Origin of the sequence: Pseudoalteromonas sp. GABNS16E, assembly GCF_028598715.1 — a bacterium.
GTDB classification, from domain to species: domain Bacteria; phylum Pseudomonadota; class Gammaproteobacteria; order Enterobacterales; family Alteromonadaceae; genus Pseudoalteromonas; species Pseudoalteromonas atlantica.
Window position 1 is genome coordinate 23,208 of sequence record NZ_JAQREZ010000033.1, and the last position, 22,780, is coordinate 45,987.

Annotated in this window: 22 protein-coding genes; 14 read left to right on the forward strand and 8 right to left on the reverse strand. The window is 40.6% G+C overall.

Features of this window, described 5'->3' with window-relative positions:
* Positions 1-42: 42 nt before the first annotated feature.
* Together PSI06_RS13560 and PSI06_RS13565 are read right to left on the reverse strand one after the other, a co-directional pair.
* Positions 43-756, reverse strand: a complete 714-nt coding sequence (locus tag PSI06_RS13560; RefSeq protein ID WP_273604010.1) for a YebC/PmpR family DNA-binding transcriptional regulator — start codon at positions 754-756, stop codon at positions 43-45.
* Between the two features lie 94 nt (positions 757-850).
* Positions 851-2,632 (reverse strand): ABCB family ABC transporter ATP-binding protein/permease, encoded by a 1,782-nt coding sequence (locus tag PSI06_RS13565; protein ID WP_273604009.1) that lies wholly within the window; start codon positions 2,630-2,632, stop codon positions 851-853.
* A gap of 98 nt (positions 2,633-2,730) precedes the next feature.
* Here PSI06_RS13565 and PSI06_RS13570 point away from each other — a divergent pair, with 98 nt between their 5' ends.
* The 5 genes from PSI06_RS13570 (at position 2,731) to PSI06_RS13590 (ending at position 7,348) form a co-directional block, all read left to right on the forward strand.
* Positions 2,731-3,192 carry a hypothetical protein gene (locus PSI06_RS13570; protein ID WP_273604008.1) on the forward strand — a complete coding sequence of 154 codons (462 nt, stop codon included), beginning with the start codon at positions 2,731-2,733 and terminating at the stop codon, positions 3,190-3,192.
* 105 nt (positions 3,193-3,297) lie between these two features.
* Positions 3,298-5,136, forward strand: coding sequence for a protein translocase subunit SecD (secD, locus tag PSI06_RS13575; protein WP_273604007.1), 1,839 nt, complete (start codon positions 3,298-3,300; stop codon positions 5,134-5,136).
* The gene (gene secF, locus PSI06_RS13580; RefSeq protein WP_273604006.1) at positions 5,129-6,061 is read left to right on the forward strand and encodes a protein translocase subunit SecF; all 933 of its coding nucleotides are present in this window, start codon (positions 5,129-5,131) and stop codon (positions 6,059-6,061) included. The genes secD and secF overlap by 8 nt, the downstream gene beginning before the upstream one ends.
* Positions 6,062-6,178: 117 nt before the next feature.
* On the forward strand, positions 6,179-6,655 hold the full coding sequence (locus PSI06_RS13585; protein ID WP_273604004.1) for a GreA/GreB family elongation factor: 477 nt from the start codon (positions 6,179-6,181) through the stop codon (positions 6,653-6,655).
* Between the two features lie 198 nt (positions 6,656-6,853).
* Positions 6,854-7,348 (forward strand): REP-associated tyrosine transposase, encoded by a 495-nt coding sequence (locus PSI06_RS13590; RefSeq protein WP_273604003.1) that lies wholly within the window; start codon positions 6,854-6,856, stop codon positions 7,346-7,348.
* 156 nt (positions 7,349-7,504) lie between these two features.
* Here the strand turns inward: PSI06_RS13590 and PSI06_RS13595 are convergent, their stop codons facing one another.
* A complete protein-coding gene (locus tag PSI06_RS13595) occupies positions 7,505-7,846 on the reverse strand; it encodes a zinc ribbon domain-containing protein YjdM (RefSeq protein WP_273604001.1) in 342 nt (113 codons plus the stop codon).
* Positions 7,847-8,151: 305 nt separating this feature from the next.
* Between PSI06_RS13595 and PSI06_RS13600 the strand changes: the two genes are divergently transcribed.
* Genes PSI06_RS13600 through PSI06_RS13610 form a run of 3 tightly spaced genes read left to right on the forward strand, consistent with a single transcriptional unit; the run spans position 8,152 to position 11,189 of the window.
* A complete protein-coding gene (locus PSI06_RS13600; protein ID WP_273604000.1) occupies positions 8,152-9,546 on the forward strand; it encodes a RimK family protein in 1,395 nt (464 codons plus the stop codon).
* Positions 9,547-9,549: 3 nt separating this feature from the next.
* Positions 9,550-10,659: a GNAT family N-acetyltransferase/peptidase C39 family protein gene (locus PSI06_RS13605; protein ID WP_273603998.1), complete on the forward strand. Its 1,110-nt coding sequence runs from the start codon at positions 9,550-9,552 to the stop codon at positions 10,657-10,659.
* 17 nt (positions 10,660-10,676) lie between these two features.
* A complete protein-coding gene (locus tag PSI06_RS13610; RefSeq protein WP_273603997.1) occupies positions 10,677-11,189 on the forward strand; it encodes an MgtC/SapB family protein in 513 nt (170 codons plus the stop codon).
* Between the two features lie 36 nt (positions 11,190-11,225).
* On the opposite strand, the gene PSI06_RS13615 is transcribed toward PSI06_RS13610, so the two are convergent.
* A complete protein-coding gene (locus PSI06_RS13615; protein ID WP_273603995.1) occupies positions 11,226-12,236 on the reverse strand; it encodes a GlxA family transcriptional regulator in 1,011 nt (336 codons plus the stop codon).
* A 124-nt stretch (positions 12,237-12,360) separates the two neighbouring features.
* On the opposite strand from PSI06_RS13615, the gene PSI06_RS13620 reads away from it, so the two are divergent.
* From PSI06_RS13620 to PSI06_RS13630, 3 genes are all read left to right on the forward strand, one after another.
* Complete coding sequence (locus PSI06_RS13620) at positions 12,361-14,268, forward strand: beta-ketoacyl synthase (protein WP_273603994.1); 1,908 nt, start codon at positions 12,361-12,363, stop codon at positions 14,266-14,268.
* 332 nt (positions 14,269-14,600) lie between these two features.
* Positions 14,601-14,885, forward strand: a complete 285-nt coding sequence (locus tag PSI06_RS13625; RefSeq protein ID WP_273603992.1) for a hypothetical protein — start codon at positions 14,601-14,603, stop codon at positions 14,883-14,885.
* A 236-nt stretch (positions 14,886-15,121) separates the two neighbouring features.
* Positions 15,122-15,619 carry a hypothetical protein gene (locus tag PSI06_RS13630; RefSeq protein WP_273603990.1) on the forward strand — a complete coding sequence of 166 codons (498 nt, stop codon included), beginning with the start codon at positions 15,122-15,124 and terminating at the stop codon, positions 15,617-15,619.
* Between the two features lie 60 nt (positions 15,620-15,679).
* Here the strand turns inward: PSI06_RS13630 and PSI06_RS13635 are convergent, their stop codons facing one another.
* The gene (locus tag PSI06_RS13635; RefSeq protein ID WP_004587825.1) at positions 15,680-16,864 is read right to left on the reverse strand and encodes a DUF1624 domain-containing protein; all 1,185 of its coding nucleotides are present in this window, start codon (positions 16,862-16,864) and stop codon (positions 15,680-15,682) included.
* A gap of 169 nt (positions 16,865-17,033) precedes the next feature.
* Entirely contained in the window at positions 17,034-17,450 is a 417-nt protein-coding gene (locus PSI06_RS13640) for an MgtC/SapB family protein (RefSeq protein ID WP_004587826.1), read from the reverse strand.
* 414 nt (positions 17,451-17,864) lie between these two features.
* Here PSI06_RS13640 and PSI06_RS13645 point away from each other — a divergent pair, with 414 nt between their 5' ends.
* Both PSI06_RS13645 and PSI06_RS13650 read left to right on the forward strand, forming a co-directional pair.
* Complete coding sequence (locus PSI06_RS13645) at positions 17,865-19,172, forward strand: BCCT family transporter (protein ID WP_269745357.1); 1,308 nt, start codon at positions 17,865-17,867, stop codon at positions 19,170-19,172.
* 158 nt (positions 19,173-19,330) lie between these two features.
* Positions 19,331-19,705, forward strand: a complete 375-nt coding sequence (locus PSI06_RS13650; RefSeq protein ID WP_004587828.1) for a hypothetical protein — start codon at positions 19,331-19,333, stop codon at positions 19,703-19,705.
* Here PSI06_RS13650 and fghA read toward each other — a convergent pair.
* Together fghA and PSI06_RS13660 are read right to left on the reverse strand one after the other, a co-directional pair.
* Positions 19,659-20,501, reverse strand: coding sequence for an S-formylglutathione hydrolase (gene fghA, locus PSI06_RS13655; RefSeq protein ID WP_004587829.1), 843 nt, complete (start codon positions 20,499-20,501; stop codon positions 19,659-19,661). The genes PSI06_RS13650 and fghA overlap by 47 nt on opposite strands.
* A gap of 68 nt (positions 20,502-20,569) precedes the next feature.
* Positions 20,570-21,691, reverse strand: a complete 1,122-nt coding sequence (locus PSI06_RS13660; RefSeq protein WP_004587830.1) for an S-(hydroxymethyl)glutathione dehydrogenase/class III alcohol dehydrogenase — start codon at positions 21,689-21,691, stop codon at positions 20,570-20,572.
* Positions 21,692-21,821: 130 nt separating this feature from the next.
* Between PSI06_RS13660 and PSI06_RS13665 the strand changes: the two genes are divergently transcribed.
* A complete protein-coding gene (locus PSI06_RS13665; protein ID WP_273604027.1) occupies positions 21,822-22,694 on the forward strand; it encodes a LysR family transcriptional regulator in 873 nt (290 codons plus the stop codon).
* Positions 22,695-22,780 lie beyond the last annotated feature (86 nt).

Genomic DNA, 22,780 nt, shown 5'->3' on the forward strand with positions numbered 1-22,780 from the left:
CCAACATCGCTGTTGGCTTAAAGTAAATACGTTTAGTAAAGTTTAAAATTGCGCGTTATGGTAAACGTTTTGCACGTCGTCACAATCTTCAAGCATGGCTAAAAAGCGCTCCATTACTTCTACGTCTTCACCTTCAATAGGGGCTTCAACTTGTGGTACAAACGAAATTAAATCTACGTCAAAATCTGTAATGCCCATTTCTTCAAGCGCTGTACGGGTGTTGTTGTATTCTGTATGTGGTGCAAAAACCGTCACTTTACCGTTTTCTACTTCTACATCTGTTACATCAACATCGGCCATCATAAGGGCTTCTAGTACTGCTTCATCGTCATCGCCGTCAAAAACAAAAATAGCGAGGTGATCAAATAAATGTGATACCGAATTTTGTGCGCCTATTTTAGCGTTTGCTTTGGTAAAACAAATACGTACATCAGCAAACGTACGTTTGTTGTTGTCGGTTAAACAGTCAATAATAATCATACAGTTACCAGGGCCGTAACCCTCATAACGTGTGGCTGCGTAATCTTCACCGCCACCGCCTTTGGCTTTGTCTATTGCGCGCTCAATAACGTGTGCGGGTACCTGGTCTTTTTTAGCGCGCTCGATTAAACGGCGCAGCGCAAGGTTACCATCTGGATCTACGCCACCATTTTTAGCGCAAATGTAAATTTCTTTACCGTACTTAGAATAAACTTTAGTTTTAGCACCCGCAGTTTTAGCCATTGAATCTTTTTTGTTTTGGTAAGCTCTTCCCATCTGCGTTTCGCCTTAATATATGTAAATTATTGAATAAAATTGCAAGGCCGTATTCTAAAGGTAAAGCTGCAGTATCGCCAGTAAATGGCGTTAATTAATCTTCCTGCTGCTGTAATTGCCACATTTGAGCGTATTGTCCGTTTTGTAATAAAAGTGCTGAATGTGTGCCTTGCTCAACTAGTTCGCCCTTTTTAAATACTAATATGTTATCGGCATCAACTATAGTTGATAGCCGGTGTGCAATCACAATACTGGTGTGGTTTTGAGTTACATCGCGCATTGCCTTTAAAATGGCTTGCTCCGCGTGCGAGTCGAGCGCCGAGGTTGCCTCATCAAAAATTAAAATAGGAGATTGCTTTAAAATTGCACGTGCAATTGCAATACGTTGTTTTTCGCCGCCAGATACTTTTAAACCGCGCTCGCCCACTAACGTTTTATCGTCTTGCGCTAAAGTTGAAATAAAGTCTTTTAAATGGGCCATTTCTATTGCTTTATCTATTTCACTATCGCTTGCTGTGGGTCTGCCATAGGCAATGTTTTCGCGTATGCTGGTGTTAAATAGCACGGTGTCTTGTGGCACTATAGCAATGGCTTTACGCAGGCTATCGAGGGTGACGGAGTCTATAGCTTGGTTATCTATGGTTATACTGCCCGCGCTAATATCGTAAAAGCGATAAAGTAACCGCGCCAACGAGCTTTTACCTGCACCACTTGCACCTACAACGGCAACCTTACTGCCAGCTTTAACTTTAAAGCTAATATTACTAAGAATAGGGCGGTTGGCATCGTAACTAAAACTGACATTATTAAAGGCTATATTACCTTTACTAATACAAAGGTGTTGAGCATGGGGGCGCTGCGTTACCTGTGGTTTTTTATTAAGTAAGCCCAGCATGTTTTCTAAATCGGTTAGGGCGCGCCTTATTTCTCGATAAACAAATCCTAAAAAGTTAAGTGGTAAAAATAATTGGAGCATGTAGGCGTTTATCATTACTAGCTCGCCAATTGTTAGAGCGCCCGTTACCACCTCCTTGGCACCTAACCACATCAGCGCTGTAATAGCGCTTGCAATTATCAACGCTTGTCCTGAATTAAGCGCAAGCAACGACATTCTATTTTTTAAACGGGCGGTTTCCCAATTTGCTAAAAAAGAGTCATATGTTTTAGCTTCAAATTCTTCGTTATTAAAATATTTTACAGTTTCGAAGTTAAGCAGGCTGTCTATGGCGCGCGTATTACTAAGGTTATCGGCGGCGTTTGCCTCGCGTATAAAACGGTTTCGCCACTGCGTTACTGTTACAGTAAAGGTAATATAAATAGCAACCGCTAATAAGGTTATTAACGCAAACCAAATAGAAAATAGCGAGCCAAAAATAATAGCAACGGTCAGTATTTCAAAAAGGGTGGGGACAATATTAAACATTAAAAAACGCATTAAAAAGCTCAGCCCACTAATACCACGCTCTATATCACGGCTTATTCCACCGGTTTGCCTATCGAGATGAAAAGCAAGCTCTAGCGAGTGTAAATGTTTAAATACTTTTAACCCAATATCGCGCATCGCGTGCTCTGTCACACGAGAGAACACCGCATCTCTTACTTCGCCTAAAAACACGCTGGCAAACCTAAGTCCACCATACAAAATCAATAGTAATGCAGGGATAACTAAAACTGGATTGATTGATTTATCAACCGAGTCGATAATTTCTTTTAATGCCCAAGGCATTAAAAGAGTCGCGCCTTTAGCTCCTATAAGCGCTAAAAGGGCTAAAAGTACGCGCCCTTTAAATTTAGTAATGTATGGCCACAGCGTTTTAATGCTTTGTTTTAAGGTCATTGCATCGGCGCGTTTTATAGTACTGTGTTTAGAGCGCATTACGGATCTCAGTCAAATAAATACTTAATTAATATGCATTGTATTTTAAATGCTTGCCCATATATACTACGCATCCCTTATTTTAGGTTGACGCAACCATGTTTAACGTTCGTGTGTTTATAACTGCTTTTTTGCTGTTTTGTGCGCTTTTTAGTGTTCAAAGTAGTGCGCAGTGCGTCACACATAAATTAAACACTGTAACCACCTCATTGAGTGTGTTTGCTGATAGCGTTGAGTTAGTTAAAACGCTGCCTATATCAAAATCGGTAAAGGGGAGTGAGCACAAAAAAACACATCAAACAGGGTTTGACGCTCATCAACCTAGGTTAACGGCCAGTAATTCTTCGTTATTTTTACATGTCGCGCAAAGTGAGCCTGAATACGACGTTGTATTTGAATTTTTTGCACACACCCTTTTTAGAGAAATATACCTAAGCCCCAACGCGTTTATTGCCCAACGGCCATGGTATACACTTGTAACGCATAGCAAAAAGTCGCGACTCAGCGGCTGGAAAGACGCTAATTTACTTTATACCGCCGTAAGTACCTACCACGCTTAATTTTCTTATTTAATTTTTATTAGGTTTTAACGTTTTATGTTTAAGCCTTGAGATTAATTGTGCTTTTAAAAAGTACGTTACCGGTTCTGGTAATAAGGAAACACCATGTTAAGTGTAAAAAAAGATCACAAGCCGTTTATGGCTAAATTTAAATTAAGCTATATAGCCATGCTTATTGTGCTGGTTTTATTAGCCATTAGCGCATTACCCAACTTATACCCAAATAAATCGTGGTTACATGTAAGCAATGCACCTCATAGCGAAACACAAGTTGTGCCAAGTACTAATGCATTAGTTACTTTTTTAAATAACCAAGGCTTAAAAGTTGAGCAAGGGCTAAATAATCAAACATCTATAAATATTTTGTTAAACGAGCCAACTAAAAGCGCACAAGCGCAAGCGGCTATAAAGGCGCAGTACCCAAACACGCAAGTTAAAATTGTAGAACATGCAACGAGCCCACTTTGGCTGCAAGAGTTTGGTTTATCACCAATAAAATTGGGACTAGATTTAAACGGCGGTGTGTTATTTGTACTCGACGTAGATTTAGATAAAGCAATTGATGAGCAATTAGTCAGTGCGTACCAGCAAGCAAAATCAATTATTATTAAGCAAAAAGCGCACGGCCTTAAAGTGCTGCAAACAGGGCACGGCTTTGAAATAAATGCACACCCAAATGGAGCGAAAAAGCTTACCCCGGTAATTAATGAGCTACAAAGTCGCTTTGCTAATTTAGCAGTTTCAACAACCAGTAATGGTGATATTAAAAATGCAAAATTCACCTATTCAGAGCAAGGGCGAAGCAACTTTGATAAAGAAGTAATGAGTCAAACGCTCACAACGCTTCGCTCACGCATAGAAGAATTAGGCATTACCGAAGCCGTCACTCAGCGCCAAGGTAAAAACCGTATACGCATAGAGCTACCTGGCCTGCAAGACCCAACAGAGGCAAAGCGCATTATAGGCGCAACTGCATCACTTGGGTTTTATCAGTTAAAAGAAATTGGTGGTAAAACATTTGATATGCAATCGGGCGGGACCATCAAACTTGATCCTGTGCCAATTTTTACCGGTGAGCATATTAATAACGCCACCATAGGGCGCGATGACTGGGGTAAACCCCTTGTGCAACTTAGCCTTGATGGACAAGGCGGCGATGCCATGTCGGCGTTTTCAAAAGCAAATATTGGTAAACCTATGGCCACGGTTTATTCACAATACTCTCAAAACGCTAAAGGTGAAACGGTTAAAAAAAGCGAAGTTATAAATGTGGCAAATATTGCGCAGCATTTAAGTTCACGTTTTAGCATTACCAATATGAAAAGCCAACAAGCAGCGGCCGATTTAGCACTATTATTACGCGCAGGCTCGCTAACTGGACCGGTTACTATTGTGCACGAGCAAACAATTGGCCCAAGCCTAGGTCAAGAAAATATAACTAACGGCTTGGCCGCATTGATGCTAGGCATGGGTATTACACTTGCCTTTATGGCAATGTGGTATCGCCGTTTAGGGCTTATTGCAAACGTAGCGCTGTTATTAAATTTAACGTCGCTTGTGGGGCTAATGTCGTTATTACCAGGGGTTGTGCTAACACTTCCGGGTATTGCCGGGCTGGTACTCACCATTGGTATGGCGGTAGATACCAACGTTATTATATTTGAGCGAATAAAAGAAGAGCGTAGAAAAGGCCGCTCTGCTTATCAAGCTATTCAAGAAGGTTACAAGCAAGCCGCTAACACCATATTTGATGCCAATATAACCACCATGATCACCGCGCTTATTTTATATGGAATAGGTTACGGCCCGGTTAAAGGTTTTGCCATAACATTGGCACTTGGCTTAATAACCTCGGTATTTACTGGCGTGTACGTATCAAAAGTACTAAGCCAAACGGTATATTTAAAAATGGCTAAAAAAGCAGGAGTAAATGCACATGCTTAACACTTTTTTAAAGGGCGAGGCGGGTACGCGTCTGCGTTTTTCGGGCATGCTTTTGAGCGCCATACTTGTACTGCTATCGGTATTTACGCTTAGTCACAAAGGGCTTAATTTTGGACTCGACTTTACCGGTGGTTACCTAACAGAATTTACCACCAGCCAAGGTGTTGAGCTAAAACAGCTTGAGCAATTTATTACTAAAAATCACAATGGCGAGTTTGAACTAACCGCACAAGGGAATAATCACTTTCAACTACGCGAAGCACCCAGCGGTTCAAAAGCAAACAGCAATGATTGGCAAAGCGCCATTACACAAAATGCCGATATTAACGCCGAGGTTTTATCATCAGCGTATATTGGCTCGCAAGTGGGTGATGAACTGTTTGAGCAAGGATGTTTAGCGCTATTTTCAGCTATGGTTGCAGTAATGCTTTATTTAGCTGTACGGTTTGAATGGCGTTTAGCCGTAGGCTCTGTAGTTGCGCTAGTGCATGATTTATTACTGGTACTGGGGCTATTTTCGCTATTAAGTATTGAGTTTAATTTAACGGTACTTGCCAGTTTGCTGGCCATTATAGGTTACTCACTTAACGACTCTATAATAGTAGGCGATAGAGTACGCGAGCTTTTACGTGTTAAATCTAATAATGCGCTTAGCCCCGCAAGTATTATTAACAACGCCATAAAAAGTACCTTAACGCGTACGCTTATTACATCGGGTACCACACTTGCTACAGTTGCAAGTGTTTGGCTCCTCGCGGGTGCGCCATTACAAGGCTTTGCCATCGCGCTATTTACCGGCATTGTAGTAGGCACGTTCTCATCTATTTGTATTGCCGCCACGTTACCCGAGCTTTTAGGGTTAAGTGCTAAAAATTACGAAGAAAAACAAGATGCAGAAACGCAAGCGCTGCTCGATATGCCCTAGCAATAAATGCTTTTAAAAATCTTCATTAAAACACAGGCGCTTAAAATAATGGTTTTAAGCGCCTTATAACGGTAAAATTAATCACATAGTTTACCGTATTGGTTATTAGCGCCTTTCATGAATAAATCCCACGTAATAGAACACCTTAAATTTGCACTAGAAGCCCAATTAAACAGTGCAAAACAAGCAGCAAAAGCCGCGCACGACGCCGCAACTCACGAAGAAAGCGTTGCAGAAACGCAGTACGATACCCTAGGACTCGAGGCCGCTTATTTAGCACAAGGGCAAGCTGAGCGTGTAAACGATTGCTACAAAAGCATTAAACAGTTTGAAGCCATTTTTAAAGAGCCCACTCACAATAAAGTGATTATAAGCTCACTCGTTTGTTTAGAAGATGAAAACGCCTTACAAAAATGGTTTTATTTAGGCCCAGCCGCAGGCGGCTTAACGGTTGAAGTAAAAGGGCTCACTATTCAAGTTGTTACACCCGAAGCACCCCTCGGTAAACAGCTTTTAGGCAAACAGCTTGATGATGAAATAAGCCTAAGTATTGCAGGCAAAAACCACGAATACGAGGTAGTAGAAATTTTATAAAGTATTAGTTTTATATGTAGGTCGGATAAGCGAAGCGCCATCCGACAAAACCATATCAATACAATAAACGCTTATACTTATAAATTAATTGTCGGATGGTATGGCTTCGCCCTTTATCCGACCTACGTCAATGTTGTATATATCCTAAAATTACGCTTTATTTGTCTAATGCGTAACAAATAATACAATGGATATGCAATGCAATATCGTCGTAAATATGTAAAAGGTGGGACGTACTTTTTTACAGTTAATTTGCTCGATAGGAATAAATCGTTGTTGGTTGAGCATATCGATTTATTAAGAGAGTCTATCCGTTTTGTTAAATCTCAAAGGCCATTTTATATAGATGCATGGGTTGTGCTGCCCGATCACCTTCATGCAGTTTTAACTTTACCAGATGATGATGTGGATTATTCGAGTCGCTGGCGAGAAATTAAAAAGCGATTTTCAAAATCACTCCCAAAGACAGAGTTTTTAACTCAAACACGGAAACGTAAAAATGAACGTGGAATTTGGCAGCGCCGTTTTTGGGAACATGCTATTAGGGATGATAATGATTATTGGCATCATGTTAACTATGTTCATTTTAATCCGTTAAAACATGGCCTAGTTAGTCAAGTAGCTGATTGGCCTTATTCAAGCTTTCATAGAGCCGTGAAACAAGGTATTTATGCAAATAATTGGTGCGGATAAAAAATATAAATATTTCGTAGGTCGGATAAGCGAAGCGCCATCCGACAAAGCTATAGCTTCATAATACACTTTAGTTTTGTACAAAAGTTTTTGTTAAATGAAATAATTTCGGCCTTTATTACGCTTCGGATGGCATGGCTTCGCCCTTTATCCGACCTACGAGTTAGCCTTTTTCACAAACTTCGCTGTTACCATCATTTCGCCAATACCATCTACTTTGCAATCTAGCTCGTGATCTTTTTTATCAAGAACACGCCTTACGACCGCTTTGGTGCCAATTTTAATGACTTGTGAGCTGCCTTTTATTTTTAAATCTTTGGCTACGGTTACTTTATCGCCATCAGTAAGTTGGGTGCCGTTGGCATCTTTAACTGAAATTGCGCCTTCATCGCTTGTACTATTTGGGTTCCATTCATAGGCGCATTCAGGGCATATAAGCAGTTGCTGGTCTTCGTAAACATATTCAGATTGGCACTGTGGGCAGGCAGGATGTGACATTTATAACGCTCATAAAATATTAATTTTGCGTATTTTAATCTGCATTAATAGGAAAATATAGTTAATCAATATTTTTTATCTTCACGCTAAAAATATCTCGTTTGTGTGGTTTTTAAAAAGGGCATATAAAGCAGATGTCGCTTAAGCAATTTAAGCGCTAACACTTACAGTAGGTATTTGTTAAAGCACCCATCGTATTAAGTGATACGCGCAATGCCCACTTAGTACGCTGGGTGTTTCTATTTATAGTGCTGAGTATTTTATTAGGCATGCTTTTTATATTTCTGACTTAACTAGGAAAAGTCGTGTTTAAAACCTTAATAGTGGTTGATAACAACGAGCAAACACTTGCTCAATCGTTCGACAATGTGATTACGTTTAATAGTTACTTACGTGATTACCCAAAACATAATGAACCTAAAACTCGCATTATTAATTTATGCGACTCAAGCCAATACTTGAGTAAGGGTTACTATTGCTCTTTGCTTGCAGAGGCGCGTAAACACCAAGTGTTACCCAGCGTTAAATCAATAAACGCGCTTCGAAGCGGCCAAGCTCCTATGTTAAATATTGGCTCGATTGATGGCGAAATTTACTTTGGTAATGCCTTAAACGAGCTGCAAAGTAAAGCGGCTAAATCGGTATTTAAACAATACCCAGCGCCTATTTTATATGTAGATGAACAAGGTTTGTTACAGCAAGGTTCGCTTAGCTCTTTAAGCGATGAGCAATATAGCAATTTTGTAGCAAAACTAAATACGTTTACCCAAACACAGTGGCGCATTGGTACTGTGCAGCGCCGTTTTAGATGGGACATGGCAATCCTTGTTGATCATAACGAAAAAGTACCACCGAGCGATAAAGACGCAATTGCCCGCTTTATAAAAGCCGCGGCTAAACATGGTATTAATGCGCAAGCACTCAGTTTTGATGAAATAGACAACATTGCCCAGTTTGATGCGTTATTTATTCGCCAAACTGCAGCAATTGACCACCCAACGTATCGCCTTGCTAGTAAAGCGCAAAGCCTTGGTTTAGTGGTTATTGACGATGCTGAGTCTATTTTACGCTGTTGTAATAAAGTGTATTTACACGATGCGTTTAATTATCAAAAAGTGCCCAGTTTAAAAACGGTGGTAGTGGCTGATCAAGCAGCGCCAACGCTTGAGCAATTAGAAGAGGCGTTTACCTATCCGCTGGTTTTAAAAATGCCTGAAGGGTCGTTCTCAAAAGGGGTGTTTAAAGTTGCAAACCGCAGTGAGCTTGAAGCTAAACTAACCGAGCTGTTTGAACATAGCGCATTGGTACTTGCACAAGAATACATGTACACAGAATACGATTGGCGAGTAGGGGTATTAAATGGCCGCGCTATTTATGCGTGCCGCTACTTAATGGCGCGCAACCATTGGCAAATTTATAATCACGATACTAAACGGTTTTTCTCTGGTGGCTTTGAAACGCTACCTACCTTTGAGTTACCAAAAGCCGTGTTAGATGCCGCTTTAAAAGCGTGCAAAACAGTGGGTAAAGGGTTATATGGCGTAGATGTTAAAGAACATCAAGGCAAAGCATATGTGTTTGAAGTAAATGACAATCCAAGTATTGATCACAAAGTAGAAGATGGCTATTTAGGCGATGAGCTATACATGATCATTATGGATGAATTTAAACAACGTTTAGAAGCGCGAGGCCGTGGCTAATACATGAGTAACCTTGTTATTCGAAAAGCACTTAGCAGTGATTTAACCGCACTGATTGACGTTGAAAATACTTGCTTTAATAACGATAAATTGAGCCCGCGTAGTTTAAAGCGTTGGCTAAGTGCTAAGCACGGTATTTTGCTCGTTGCAGATAACGGCGAGCAAGTATGCGGCTATGGGCTGGTGTGGTGCCATAAAGGCACGCGTTTAGCGCGTTTATATTCGCTTGCTGTATTACCCACAGTGCAAGGTAAAGGCATTGCTAAAATGTTATTAGCTGAGCTTGAAAAACAAACCAGTGAGCGTGGGCGGCTTTACTTACGTTTAGAAGTGGCGGTAAATAACGAAAGTGCGATAGGGCTTTATAAAAGTTTGGGTTACAGAGTGTTTGGTCAATATAGTGATTATTATGACGATCATAGTGATGCACTGCGAATGCAAAAAAATATTCGCCAAACGCGTGAGCTAAAAGTAGCGCGGTTAACGCCGTGGTACCAACAAACTACCGAGTTTACCTGTGGGCCTGCGGCGCTATTAATGGCAATGGGGGCACTTGAGCCAACAACTAAGCTTAGCCAAACACATGAGTTGGCACTTTGGCGCGAAGGCACCACTATTTTTATGACATTGGGCTACGGTGGTTGCCATCCGTTTGGTTTAGCACTGGCGGCTAATAAACGCGGCTTTAAAAGCGAGGTAATGGTAAATACCACAGAGCCTTTGTTTTTAGATGGTGTACGCAGTGAAAATAAAAAAGTGGTGCTTGCTACTGTGCATAAGCAATTTGTAGAGGGTATAGCGCACGCAAATATACCACTTAGCTATAAAGATGTAGAGCTTGAGCATATTGAACAGTGGTTAAGCCAAGGCTTTAGTGTGCTGCTACTAATTAGCACATACAGTTTTGATGGTAAAAAATCACCTCATTGGGTGTGCGTTACCCACCTTGATGAGCACTGCGTGTATGTTCATGACCCGTTTTGCGAGCCAGGAAGCGACAAACAACTCGCTATAGATTGCCAGTACGTACCTATAGCGCGCAGTGATTTTAGTAAAATGTCAGCATTTGGTAGCCAACGTTTAAGAACCGCAGTGGCCATTGCAAATAATTAATAGGTTTATAAAAAAGAGTGACTTTTTTAGATTTAATTGATGTAGCCCCTTATTCGTGGGCGGCCATTGGTACCGTCGCTTTTTGCGGTGCCATAATTGGGTTAGAACGGCAATTGCGCGGTAAACCTGTGGGTATTCGTACCTCAGCTTTAATCACGCTGGGCACGTATTTGTTTTTATCAACTGCGTTTAACTTACAAGGTGATGTGATTGATCATTCTCGTGTAGTGGGGCAAATAATTACAGGTATTGGCTTTTTAGGCGCTGGCGTTATGCTTGCAAAAGACGGCGCTGTAGTAGGGGTGACCTCTGCTGCAACCATTTGGGTGCTTGCCTCAATTGGGGTAATGATAGCCACCGACAATTTAGGTGCAGCCATTAAACTTTCGGTGCTGGTGGTTGGTATTTTATACGGTGTAGATGTACTGGAGGCAAAATTTAAAAGCCTAAGCAAAGGCGTGCACACTAAAGTAAAAAATTATCAAAAGCGTTACTACCGAAAAGACTTTAACGACTCAGAAAGCCACTGATTTAACGCCACTAATTTAGTGGCGTTTTTATTTGCATTAGCCAAATAGTTTTCTTCGTACTACTTTTCTGTACTCGCTTGGCGTTTGGCTAAGCACTTTTTTAAACACGCGGGTTAAATGGCCTTGGTCATTATAGCCGACCTCAAGTGCTACTTCTTGAATCGTTAAATTAGATGAAGCTAATAGCTCTTTAGCGCCTTCTACCCGTAATTGTTGCCAATATTCTATAGGGCTTTGATTAGTCGCAAGCTTAAAGCGGCGGGTAAATGTACGGTAGCTCAAACTAAATTGGGCGGCTACTTCTTGTAAGTTTAACTCGCTGGCTAAATTAGTTTTAAGCCAAAACTGAATTTGCGCTATGAGTTCATCTGGATGGCGGTCAACCGCGCCTTCAAGGTAGCGCTGATCTTCGTATGGTTTACGTACTTCGTGCGAAAAGTTACGCTCTACATGTTGCGCAGCGGCTTTGCCATAGTATTGGCTAATAATATGAACGATTACATCGGCAAGGGCATTTAAACTTGCCACCGTATACATGCGCTCAGACTGGGTGATAAAAAAGTCGGGCTTTAAGCGTACTAGCGGGTAGTCGTTGCTAAATTGTTTAGCGTAATGCCAATGGGTTGTTGCAGGGTGCCCATCAAGTAAGCCTGCCTCTGCAACTAAGCAATTACCCGTGCCTACGCCAATTATATGACTGCCGGTTTCAAAACTTTCTTGTAGCCATTCAACCACTTCTTTATTAGTACGTACTACAGGACGAGGGTTTCGCCAAATCCCAGGTACAATAATTAGGTCGTTGTAGGGCGCGTTTTGTGTGGTGCAGTCGGGAACTATGGCAAGCCCAGTACGGTTTTGTATTGGCTCATTATTTTTAGCAATTAAATTTATACTAAGCGGTCTAAAGTCCGTGTGGCTTAAATGGCCTTTTGCATAAGCCTCACCGGCTCTTAGCATTTCAATAGGCAGTGTTAAACTGGTAATAAGTAAATGCGGGTACACTGCAATGGCAATATTTAACGCAGGGTTTACTGATTTTTTATGCATGTGAATGCTCCGACCAGTACTTTTTGGCCTTTAATGCTGAATATTTGGCTATTAAAGCACAAAGCGCTGTGATTAATCCAATTAAACTGTTGGCTTCTCCTATAACACGTTTTAAAGGTTAATTATGACAGCATTACCCGTAATAGTAGGCATGGGTGGTATTAACGCCGCGGGCCGTACTTCTTTTCATCAAGGTTACCGCCGTATCGTGTTAGACGCATTAAACGCACAAGCTCGTAGTGAAACATTTTTAGGCCTCGCCACATTAATGAACTTAGTACGCGTTGTTGATGGCCAGTTACAAGACACAAACGGTAATAATGTTGAGCAAAGCGACATAGAAGCACGCTTTGGTGAGCAAATTATTGCTGGGACGCTTATTCGTAAAATTGAAAAAGAGCACTTTGATGCAGATGCCACGCCTTGGCAGCAAAAGATGACGTTAAAGTCCTCTGATGAAAACGCAATTGTCTTTGAAACGCGCGCACGCGATTTACCAACCCCATTGCCTGCCAGTTGGAAAGTACAAGAGCTTGAAGGCAAAAAAGTAAAAGTGACTATAGCGGCAGAGCTAGATGTAAAACTAGATTCTACCCGTGATAACCCAATTAAATCGGCAGGCCAGTTTCCTACCGGGTTTGATCCATCAATAATGTATAACAGCCGTTACCAGCCTCGCGGTTTACAAGCCACTATATTTGCAGCAAACGATGCTATTAAGTCAACTGGTCTTGATTGGCAACGCATAATGAATAGCGTAGAGCCAGATAAAATTGGTACTTATTCAGCCTCGGTTATTGGCCAAATGGACGACAAAGGATTAGGCGGTTTAGTTAAAGCACGCCAGCAGGGCGATCGTGTTAGTACAAAGCAATTAGCACTTGGCTTAAACACGATGTCGACTGATTTTATAAATGCCTACGTTACAGGTAATGTAGGTACTACGTTTTCTACCTCGGGTGCATGTGCCACATTTTTATATAACTTACGCGCTGCAGTAAACGATATTCAGGCAGGGCGCACCCGTGTTGCGGTGGTAGCAAGTGTTGAATGCGCTATTACGCCTGAAGTAGTAGAAGGCTTTGGTAATATGAGCGCCCTTGCTAATGTTGAAGGCCTGCGCCGTTTAGATAATTTAAGCAGTGAACAAGAGCCCGATTACCGTAAAAGTAGCCGCCCATTCGGTGAAAACTGTGGCTTTACATTAGGTGAAGGCGCACAAGTGGCCATTCTAATGGACGATGCGTTAGCACTTGAACTAGGTGCAGACATTATGGGTTCAGTACCGGATGTATTTGTAAATGCCGATGGTATAAAAAAATCAATCACCTCACCGGGCCCTGGTAACTACATTACAATGGCCAAATCTGCAGCGCTTGCAACAAGTTTATTAGGTAAAGAGGCGTTACAAAAGCGCAGCTTTATTTTAGCGCACGGTTCTAGCACGCCGCAAAATAGAGTCACAGAGTCACTTATTTATCATAAAGTGGCACAAACGTTTGCCATTGATAGCTGGAAAGTGACGGCGCCAAAAGCTTATGTAGGGCATACAATTGCTCCCGCCAGTGGCGATCAGCTTGCTATTGCGCTGGGTGTATTTAGCCATAATATTATGCCGGGTATTACTACCATAGATAAAGTTGCCGACGATGTTTATGCTGAACACTTAGATATACGTAACAGCCACTACGATTGTGGCGACATGGACATAGCCTTTATAAACTCAAAAGGTTTTGGCGGTAATAACGCCACTGCTACTGTACTAAGCGCTAAAGTAACACTTCAAATGCTTGCTAAACGCCATGGTGAAAAAGCGCTGAGTGATTACGCTGATAAAAACACATCCGTTGTTGCGGCGCAAAATACCTATAAAGCGCAAGCTGACCTTGGTAAGTACGAATTAGTATATCGTTTTGGTGATGGCGCCATTGACGATAACGATATTGTAATTGGCGAGGACGGCATAGAGCTTCCTGGTTTTGATAAAGCAATTTCGTTTAATACAACCAACTCCTATCAAGATATGTTTTAAGCACACATACTTGAATCCAAAGGCGCTGTTTAAAGCGCCTTTTTTTATGCCTGTGTCTTTTATAAAACCCATAATAATACCAATCCGTAATACTCAATCATTTTGCGCGGCTAAACATGTCGCTACAAGCGTTAAAATTCTCAATTAGATTAATTAAATAGCCAACTTTTTTCCTAGCTACAAACACGTTTTCCAACCTTAAAATAGATCACTTAATAAAGCGGATTGGTATAAAATTGATTAAAAAATGACGTGTTTTTTTATGGATTAACTTGCATTTATGGAGTACCTTTGTTTTTATATTAGAAACATAATCTAGGATGGATATATCGATGAAAAAACTTTTACTAGCACTTTCTCTCGCTTCAACCTTTACTCACTTATCAGTATCAGCAGATGATTTTGTAGCTGCTGAAATTATTAATAAAAATTACGACCAGCTCACTAATACCTCGCCGCGTGCATCAAGGTTAGAAGGGATTAATTTAAGTAGCTACGTGGTTGATGAAAACGGCCAGGTGAGTGATATCGAAATTGTGGCTTCGCTTGGTCAAAAAAATATCAACGAGAAGTTCTCGATTATGTTTCTAAGCTTAATTATAAAAGTGCACAGATAAATGGCAGTGCCTACGGCGAAAACTATTACGGTAAGCTCGCAAAATGTACATGCTAGTTTTTCTAACGATCAGGCATCCCGGCGTTTTTTGACGATTATGAGAAAGCCAGCCAGCTTATTGATGATAAAAAGTACGATGAAGCTAAAACGTATATTACTGAGCTTGAAAACGAACACACTAAAAACACAGTCGAAATAGTTTTACTGGCTTGGCTTAAAAGCCAACATAGCTACTTTGTGCAAGATTGGAAAAGCTTTGATAAGTCTATTTATGAAGCCTTTTTGTTTAGAGATAACTTACCGGATCAAATAAAAAAACGTGTTATTAAAAATGCCTTACAGTGGTTTATTTCAAAACAAGACTACGTACGTGCTTACGATGCAATTGATGCATTAGGCGATATTGAATCGATAACGTTTAGCGAGGAAAATAGAGCGCAATTACTTGCACAAGTGAATGACATTTATAAAAATTCTGGCGCTATAAATCAGCAAATAACACTTGAATCTGAAAAAGCGGTTTTACCTTTACTTTCTAAAGGTACGGTTAAACTTAGTGCGAGTAAACCGTTATCTAAAGTACAACTTCGCTGTGAAAACAAAGTCGTTAATTATAATACCAACGAGATTGATAAAATATTAATTTCAAAAAATGATATTCGTTGTGGGCTATTAATTAAAAGTGCACAGGCGCAAACGGTTACTTTAAAACAAACTGGTGAAAGCTTTTTATAAAGTATTTTATTGGTAATAAACACTTAAATAAAAACCCCACAATATTATGTGGGGTTTTTGTTATATATATTTAGCAATTAGAGTGTGCTTATTATTGCGCTTCCAGCCTAAATAGCGTTTTGCAAGTAAAGTGGTTAAGCCTATAACCACAGCTATAAATAACAAAGTTGCGCCATAACTCATACCGTACCCCGGTGGAAGGCCTACTAATGTGTCACCGTATGTCATATCGCTAAAACTAAGTCCTAAAACAGGGATAAGCAACCAAGCGACAGCGTGCAATAAATACAAATGTGCAAGGTATGAGAACATACTGGTTTTACCAAGCACTTGTAAAAAGTTGCGAGAAAAGTCGGCTTTAACATGGCTTAAAAGTTTAAGCGCAATTAGCCCAAGGCCCACGGTTAGCAACATAAATTGTAATGACAGTGGGTATTTAGTCGGATTTAAAAACGACATAACAGTATTAATAGTATTGGTATGAATAGTAAATACTGAAGTGTCGCCGTATAAATTAAAACCGCGCAGCACAGTGTATAAAGCAAGGCAGCTTGCACCTAATATAGCTGCATGATTCATCACCTGAGCTTTGTACTGGTGTTTTTTATAATATACCCCCGCGCAGTAGGCTAAAGCCATTAAACCTACAATGGGCGCAACTGGGTAAGTTGTTCTCATTTTTAAGCCCAAAGGTAGTTCAAGTACATTTTTTTGATGTGCAATAGACCAAAGTGTATGTGCAAACGTATTTGGCTCAAAGCTTACGCCATCAAATAGGTTATGGCCAAACACCAACAATAAAGCACTTATTAGTACGCCGTAAATGCCTAATAAACGTAATAAGCCTAATATGACAAATCCCCAGCCTATTGCCCAAATGACCTGTGCGTATAACATTGGAAAAGCGGGGTTAAAGCTCCATGACCACGAAACAATGGTAAATTCAAAAATGATTAGCACCAACCCACGGACAATTAAATTGTAAGAAAATGCCTTAGTTGAAGCGTATTTATGCTCAGTAACAGCTGCTGAAAGGCCTGCTAAAAAAACAAATAAAGGGGCGCAAAAGTGCGAAATAAAGCGGGTGAAAAAAGTAACAGGGCTGGTACCCGGAACCGTCATAGGATCGGTTACTGAGTAATTAAGACAATAATACATACCATGGTCAATCACCATAAATATAATGATAATGCCACGCAATAAATCAATATGATGCAACCGAGGGGCTGTAGAGTGAGACGACATCATTAAGCTCAAATACGTTGTATAAATTTAGCGATATTATATGTTATATAGTATCGTCATGCGAGCTTGAGCGCTTTTAAGCGCCTTGATTTATTACATTAATTTAGGTTGCAGTAGTTACTCACAATTTATCTTCTTTTTAGTAATTACATAATGGTACACCTTAGCATTACTTAAACTTTTTAATGTACCTCAGTGTTATAAAATTAATGATAGCTAATAAAATAGCAATTTCGTAACGGCTGTAGGCAACCGCTATACCAATTAAACCCATATTCCATATGCTTGCTGCTGTTGCGGTACCTGATGTAGATTTATTATTTTTTAAAATTGCACCACCGCCAATAAAGCCTATGCCGGTAATAATCCCTTGTAGCATTTTAGATTGCGCTTCTGCACCTTCTAGCACTGACATAGCAATTACCGCATAGCCACATGAGGCAACTGCCACAAGCGGAAAAGTCCTTAACCCTGCACCATGGTGGCTTCGCTCCCTGTCGTAAGCCATAGGCAGTGCGAGTATGTAGGCAATGCCAAGGTGTACTAAATTATCGATGATTTCGTTCCACTGTAAATCAATTTCCATAATGGTCTCTATTGGTTAAGGGTGTAAACTAATAGCAACCTACAGGCCAGCTTGTTTTATTGCTTAAAATCAATGTGTTAAATTTAAATTTGAGAGGCATTCATTGATTAATTGGTAACATTTACATAGTTAATTTACGCTTTTACAGATAAACCCTGCCTATGCGTTTAATTAATTATGCAAAGTGCGTATTATTTTATTATTAAACATTAATAAACAGTATTTCACTTGCCTTTACATACAACCAAGCTTGAAAAAACAGCGTTATTACTTTGCCTTACTCTTTGTGCTATTGCATTTTTGGCGCCTCAATTACTTACTAATTATTTGCAACCACTTATAAATAACGCCTTAAGTTTTTTAGGGGCGCCGTTTTTTTTGTTAGTAAATTTTTTATAACTTGCAGTCATCGTTATTGCCATAAGCCCGCTTGGGAGGCGAAAAGTAGGCGGTGACAATGCCCGTATTGAATTTGGCTTATTTGGCTGGCTTTCTATGCTTTTTGCCGCAGGGATGGGGTCGGGTTTGATTTTTTGGGGAGTTGCGGAGCCTGCGTTGAATGTAGTCAACTCTCCTTTAAAACATACACTTTACCCTGACAAAGTAAGTAGTGCTTTAGCGCTGACGTTGGTTAACTGGGGGGCGCATGCGTGGGCTCTTTATGCAGTATTTGGGCTTGTGTTAGGTGGCTTAACAAAAAACAGTCATTGCAGTGGTGATATTAGCGCACCGGTAATCAGTGCATTAAAAGGCGCAATAAATATAAAATACCAAAACAGGCTTACCTTTATTGTTAAATTAGTGGCCGTGCTCGCCATTTTTTTTGGTGTGGTTGGGACAATTGCAAACTCTACGTTATTGCTACGCAAGGGAATTGAAATAAACCTAGGGATAGAGTCCGCGCTTGTATCTGGTTTTATCATAGTCAGCTTAATTGTATTGCTGTATACAATATCGGCCAAGCTTGGGCTTAAAAAAGGTATTCAAACGCTGAGTAAGTTTAATGTTTGGCTAGCTTTTTTACTTTTATTGTGGCTACTTTTGTTAATGCCCATACAGCCTATAATGGCTATTGCCATTGATGGCACAAGGGATTACCTACGGCTTATTTTTACAGGGGCATGGCAATTACAAAGGCAACTTAATAACCCCGAGTGGGCAAATGGCTGGACCTACAATTATTATTTTTGGTGGTTAGCGTGGGGACCTTTTGTTGGCGTGTTTTTAGCTAAAATTAGCCAAGGCCGGCCAGTGTGGCAATATATATTGGGCGTAGTTTTGCTACCTACGCTTGTGACTATTGTGTGGTTTAGTGTGTTTTCGGGCTCGGCTATCGCATGGGATAAAACCTACCATGCCGGTATTTTAGATGCCATTAAAGCCGACTATACCCAAGGGCTATTTATATTTTTTCAGCAGTTAGGCTGGCAAGGCGCCGTACTTATTTGGTCAAGCTTGTTACTGTTACTTATTTTTGTGGTTACCTCAGCCGACTCGGCCATATTAGTAATACGTGATTTAACAAATAGCAAAAAGGCAAAAGCATGGAGTATTTATGGTTGGTCACTCGCGCTTGGGCTTTGTGCCTTTATATTACTGGTACAAAATAATGAGCCACTAAACAGAACCATTGCTATTATTGGCGCTTTACCGTTTTTAGTTATTTTTATTTTGCAGCTGGTGGGCTTTATAAAAGAGTGTATAAGTGAATTTAAGTATTAGGGCTTAAACCCATTTTATTAATAAAAGGATGACGCACTGTATTAAATTGTACGCTTACGCCGCTCAAAATTAAGTATATAGAACAGGTATACATATTTTTACAATACTATTTTTAAAGATGTTTATAATTTAGGTAATATTTTTGATCAGGATGAGCCATGAGAGCGCTAACTTTATGTTTATGTGTTATTTACCTAAGTGGCTGCACAGTCGCTGGTGTTATAATTGATGGGCAGGCACAGTCAAATGCACGCGCCAATAAATATAGTAATAGCCCAGCTCGTTCAGATCCTTATAAAAATCCACTCGAACCTGTACCGAAAGACAAAAACGGGTTTAGTTTTACCGATATAGGGTTAAAAATAGATTCATTGCTGATCAATTTAGTAAAAGGTGAGGGCAATACGGTACAAGTGTGTAGGCAAGTGAGTAAAGTGTTGAAAGAGTGTGTAGAAGTAGATAAATCTGATCTACACACTAATGAGATTACGCAGTTAAAAACTGACTATGAAATGATAAGTGTTGGTCAATAAAGCTGCTTATAAAAAAGTAACTATGATCGTAGCCAGCTTGCATTTCAATGCTAAGCGGATAGCCTTTATTTTTAGCAACAGCCGCTAAATTTTGTGGCTTAAGTTGCTCCTCTAAAAACCCATCGGCATCGCCCTGTGTAACAAGCATAGGGAGAAAATCAGCCTGCTGCGCTTTTTTCATCAATTCGCACGAATCGTATTGAGCCCAAAGCTCTTTGTCAGTGCCTAAGTAACCCGTAAATGCTTTCACGCCCCATGGGCAGTCAATTGGATTAACAATAGGGCTAAAGGCTGAAGCGCTAACAAACGCTTTAGGGTTTTTAAGTGCCACCATTAAAGCGCCGTGCCCGCCCATTGAGTGACCGCTAATTGCTTTAGTACTGGTTACTGGGAAGTGTTGCTCAATAAGCATAGGCAGTTCATCAACTACATAGTCATACATATTAAAATGTGTATTGAACGGTGCTTGTGTTGCGTTTACGTAAAAGCCTGCGCCTTGGCCAAAGTCGTAGTTGTCGTCATCAGGGACATTATCACCACGTGGGCTTGTATCAGGCGCTACAATTGCAATACCCAGCTCAGCCGCTTTTTTAAATGCGCCGGCTTTTTGCATAAAGTTTTCGTCTGTACAGGTTAAACCCGATAGCCAATATAGTACTGGCACTTTATTTGTTTCGCTTGCGCCAGGTGGTAAAAATACCGCAAAACGCATTGTGCAATGGGTACTTGTTGCAGTGTGGGTATATTGTTTGTGCCAACCACCTGCTACTTTTGTACTTGAGATATTTTCTAACATAAAAATCCTTAAAAGCCGCAAACAATTGAGTATTACGGCTTTTTAATACATAGGTTACCAATAGCGTATTAGTAGTGAATTACTGTACGAATACTTTTACCTTCGTGCATTAAATCAAACGCATCGTTAATTTCTTCAAGGCTCATGGTATGCGTAATAAAGTCGTTAAGAGCAAATTCGCCTGCCATGTAACGCTCAACTATTTCAGGTAATTGTGAACGGCCTTTAACGCCACCAAATGCGCTACCACGCCATACACGGCCTGTTACTAGTTGGAAAGGACGGGTTGAAATTTCTTGGCCAGCACCGGCTACACCAATAATTACCGACTCACCCCAACCTTTATGACAACACTCAAGTGCTGAGCGCATTACATCAACGTTACCAATACACTCAAACGAGTAATCAACACCGCCATCGGTCATATCAACAATCACTTCTTGAATTGGCTTGTCGAAGTCTTTAGGGTTTACTAAATCGGTTGCGCCAAGTTTTGTTGCAAGGTCAAATTTGCTGGTATTAATATCAACACCAATAATGCGACCCGCGCCTGCCATTTTTGCACCAATAATGGCCGATAAACCAATGCCACCTAAGCCAAAAATAGCCACGGTATCGCCTGGTTTTACGTTTGCAGTGTTTGTTACCGCGCCCATACCTGTGGTTACGCCACAGCCTAATAAACAAATTTCTTCAAGCGACGCTTCTTTGTTTACTTTTGCGAGTGAAATTTCTGGAAGTACTGTGTACTCAGAAAAAGTAGACGTCCCCATGTAGTGATAAATTGGTTGGCCGTCTTTAAAAAAGCGTGTAGTACCATCTGGCATTAGGCCTTTACCTTGTGTTTCGCGCACTGCTGAACACAGGTTAGTTTTGCCTGAAGTACACATTTTACATACGCCACATTCAGCGGTGTAAAGTGGAATAACGTGATCGCCTACTTCAACACTGGTTACGCCTTCGCCCACTGCATACACAACGCCTGCACCTTCGTGGCCTAAAATTGCTGGGAAAATACCTTCAGGATCTTCACCTGATAAAGTAAATGCATCAGTGTGACAAACACCAGTAGCAGTAATTTTTACCATTACTTCGCCTTTTTTAGGCATCATCACATCAACTTCTTCAACGCTTAATGGTTGGTTTGGACCCCACGCAATAGCTGCTTTTGATTTTATAAATTCAGACATGTGTTTATCCTTTGTAGTGGTTTAAATAACAATTGTAGACCCAATTTGTTTGGGTGATGGCTCTATTGTATTTGTTTCTCAAATAATGATAATCTCTGATTTATTAAAACACTTTTACAGTATGGTAATAATGGCGCGTTGGGATGGCATAGACGAATTTATAGCAGTGGGTGAAGAGGGTAGTTTTACAGCAGCGGCTAATGTACTGGGACTGTCGGTTGCTCATATAAGTCGCCATGTAACGGCGCTGGAGCAGCGTTTAAACACCCAGTTACTCACCCGTACCACCCGCAAAGTGGTATTAACCAAAGAAGGTGAAGCCTTTTTACATCAAACTAAGCAATTACAACATGCTATGGACGATGCCACGCAAAGCTTAGCAACGCAGCAAACAACGCCTAAAGGTAAAATTAAATTAACAGCACCGGTTATGTATGGTGAGAGTTTTATTATGCCTATAGTGCATTCGTTTATGCATGATCACCCAGAAGTAGAAGTAATCGCAACACTCTCTAATGAGCAAGAAAACCTGCTGGAAGGCGGCTTTGATTTAGCCATTCGATTAGGCCATTTAAAAGACTCAAGTCTAAAAGCGCGGCGCTTGAGCTCGCGACGATTTATTATGTGTGCCGCACCTAGCTATTTAGCGCGTTTTGGCGAACCTCATACGCTAGGTGAGCTTAACCAGCATCAATGCTTAATTGGTAACAGTAGTTATTGGCGAGTAAATGAAAATGGCCGCGACAAACATATTAAAATAGCAGGGCGATTGCATTGTAATAGCGGTTGGGCACTGGTTGACGGCGCTAAAAAAGGCTTGGGTATTGTTCAGTTGCCGGATTACTACATAGAGAATGAAATAAAAACAGGGCAGTTAGTACCAATATTAACAGCTTATCAACCTCAGCAAGAGGGTGTGTGGGGGCTCTATCCTCCGCGGCAATTTGTTGCTACTAATGTACGGGTATTACTTGATTATTTAGTAACAGGGTTGAAGGTTTAGCTAGGTTTACGGGGTTGCTCATAATATAGCCAAGTATCAGATTTATAAATTATTTCTTACATTTTTGATGATATTCAATTGCGCTG

What these genes read in the sequence shown, in the direction of transcription:
- PSI06_RS13560 (WP_273604010.1), bottom strand. Translation starts at nt 756, where the DNA reads ATGGGAAGAGCTTACCAAAACAAAAAAGATTCAATGGCTAAAACTGCG.
- PSI06_RS13565 (WP_273604009.1), bottom strand. Translation starts at nt 2,632, where the DNA reads ATGCGCTCTAAACACAGTACTATAAAACGCGCCGATGCAATGACCTTA.
- PSI06_RS13570 (WP_273604008.1), top strand. Translation starts at nt 2,731, where the DNA reads ATGTTTAACGTTCGTGTGTTTATAACTGCTTTTTTGCTGTTTTGTGCG.
- secD (WP_273604007.1), top strand. Translation starts at nt 3,298, where the DNA reads ATGTTAAGTGTAAAAAAAGATCACAAGCCGTTTATGGCTAAATTTAAA.
- secF (WP_273604006.1), top strand. Translation starts at nt 5,129, where the DNA reads ATGCTTAACACTTTTTTAAAGGGCGAGGCGGGTACGCGTCTGCGTTTT.
- PSI06_RS13585 (WP_273604004.1), top strand. Translation starts at nt 6,179, where the DNA reads ATGAATAAATCCCACGTAATAGAACACCTTAAATTTGCACTAGAAGCC.
- PSI06_RS13590 (WP_273604003.1), top strand. Translation starts at nt 6,854, where the DNA reads ATGCAATATCGTCGTAAATATGTAAAAGGTGGGACGTACTTTTTTACA.
- PSI06_RS13595 (WP_273604001.1), bottom strand. Translation starts at nt 7,846, where the DNA reads ATGTCACATCCTGCCTGCCCACAGTGCCAATCTGAATATGTTTACGAA.
- PSI06_RS13605 (WP_273603998.1), top strand. Translation starts at nt 9,550, where the DNA reads ATGAGTAACCTTGTTATTCGAAAAGCACTTAGCAGTGATTTAACCGCA.
- PSI06_RS13615 (WP_273603995.1), bottom strand. Translation starts at nt 12,236, where the DNA reads ATGCATAAAAAATCAGTAAACCCTGCGTTAAATATTGCCATTGCAGTG.
- PSI06_RS13620 (WP_273603994.1), top strand. Translation starts at nt 12,361, where the DNA reads ATGACAGCATTACCCGTAATAGTAGGCATGGGTGGTATTAACGCCGCG.
- PSI06_RS13625 (WP_273603992.1), top strand. Translation starts at nt 14,601, where the DNA reads ATGAAAAAACTTTTACTAGCACTTTCTCTCGCTTCAACCTTTACTCAC.
- PSI06_RS13635 (WP_004587825.1), bottom strand. Translation starts at nt 16,864, where the DNA reads ATGTCGTCTCACTCTACAGCCCCTCGGTTGCATCATATTGATTTATTG.
- PSI06_RS13640 (WP_004587826.1), bottom strand. Translation starts at nt 17,450, where the DNA reads ATGGAAATTGATTTACAGTGGAACGAAATCATCGATAATTTAGTACAC.
- PSI06_RS13650 (WP_004587828.1), top strand. Translation starts at nt 19,331, where the DNA reads ATGAGAGCGCTAACTTTATGTTTATGTGTTATTTACCTAAGTGGCTGC.
- fghA (WP_004587829.1), bottom strand. Translation starts at nt 20,501, where the DNA reads ATGTTAGAAAATATCTCAAGTACAAAAGTAGCAGGTGGTTGGCACAAA.
- PSI06_RS13660 (WP_004587830.1), bottom strand. Translation starts at nt 21,691, where the DNA reads ATGTCTGAATTTATAAAATCAAAAGCAGCTATTGCGTGGGGTCCAAAC.
- PSI06_RS13665 (WP_273604027.1), top strand. Translation starts at nt 21,822, where the DNA reads ATGGCGCGTTGGGATGGCATAGACGAATTTATAGCAGTGGGTGAAGAG.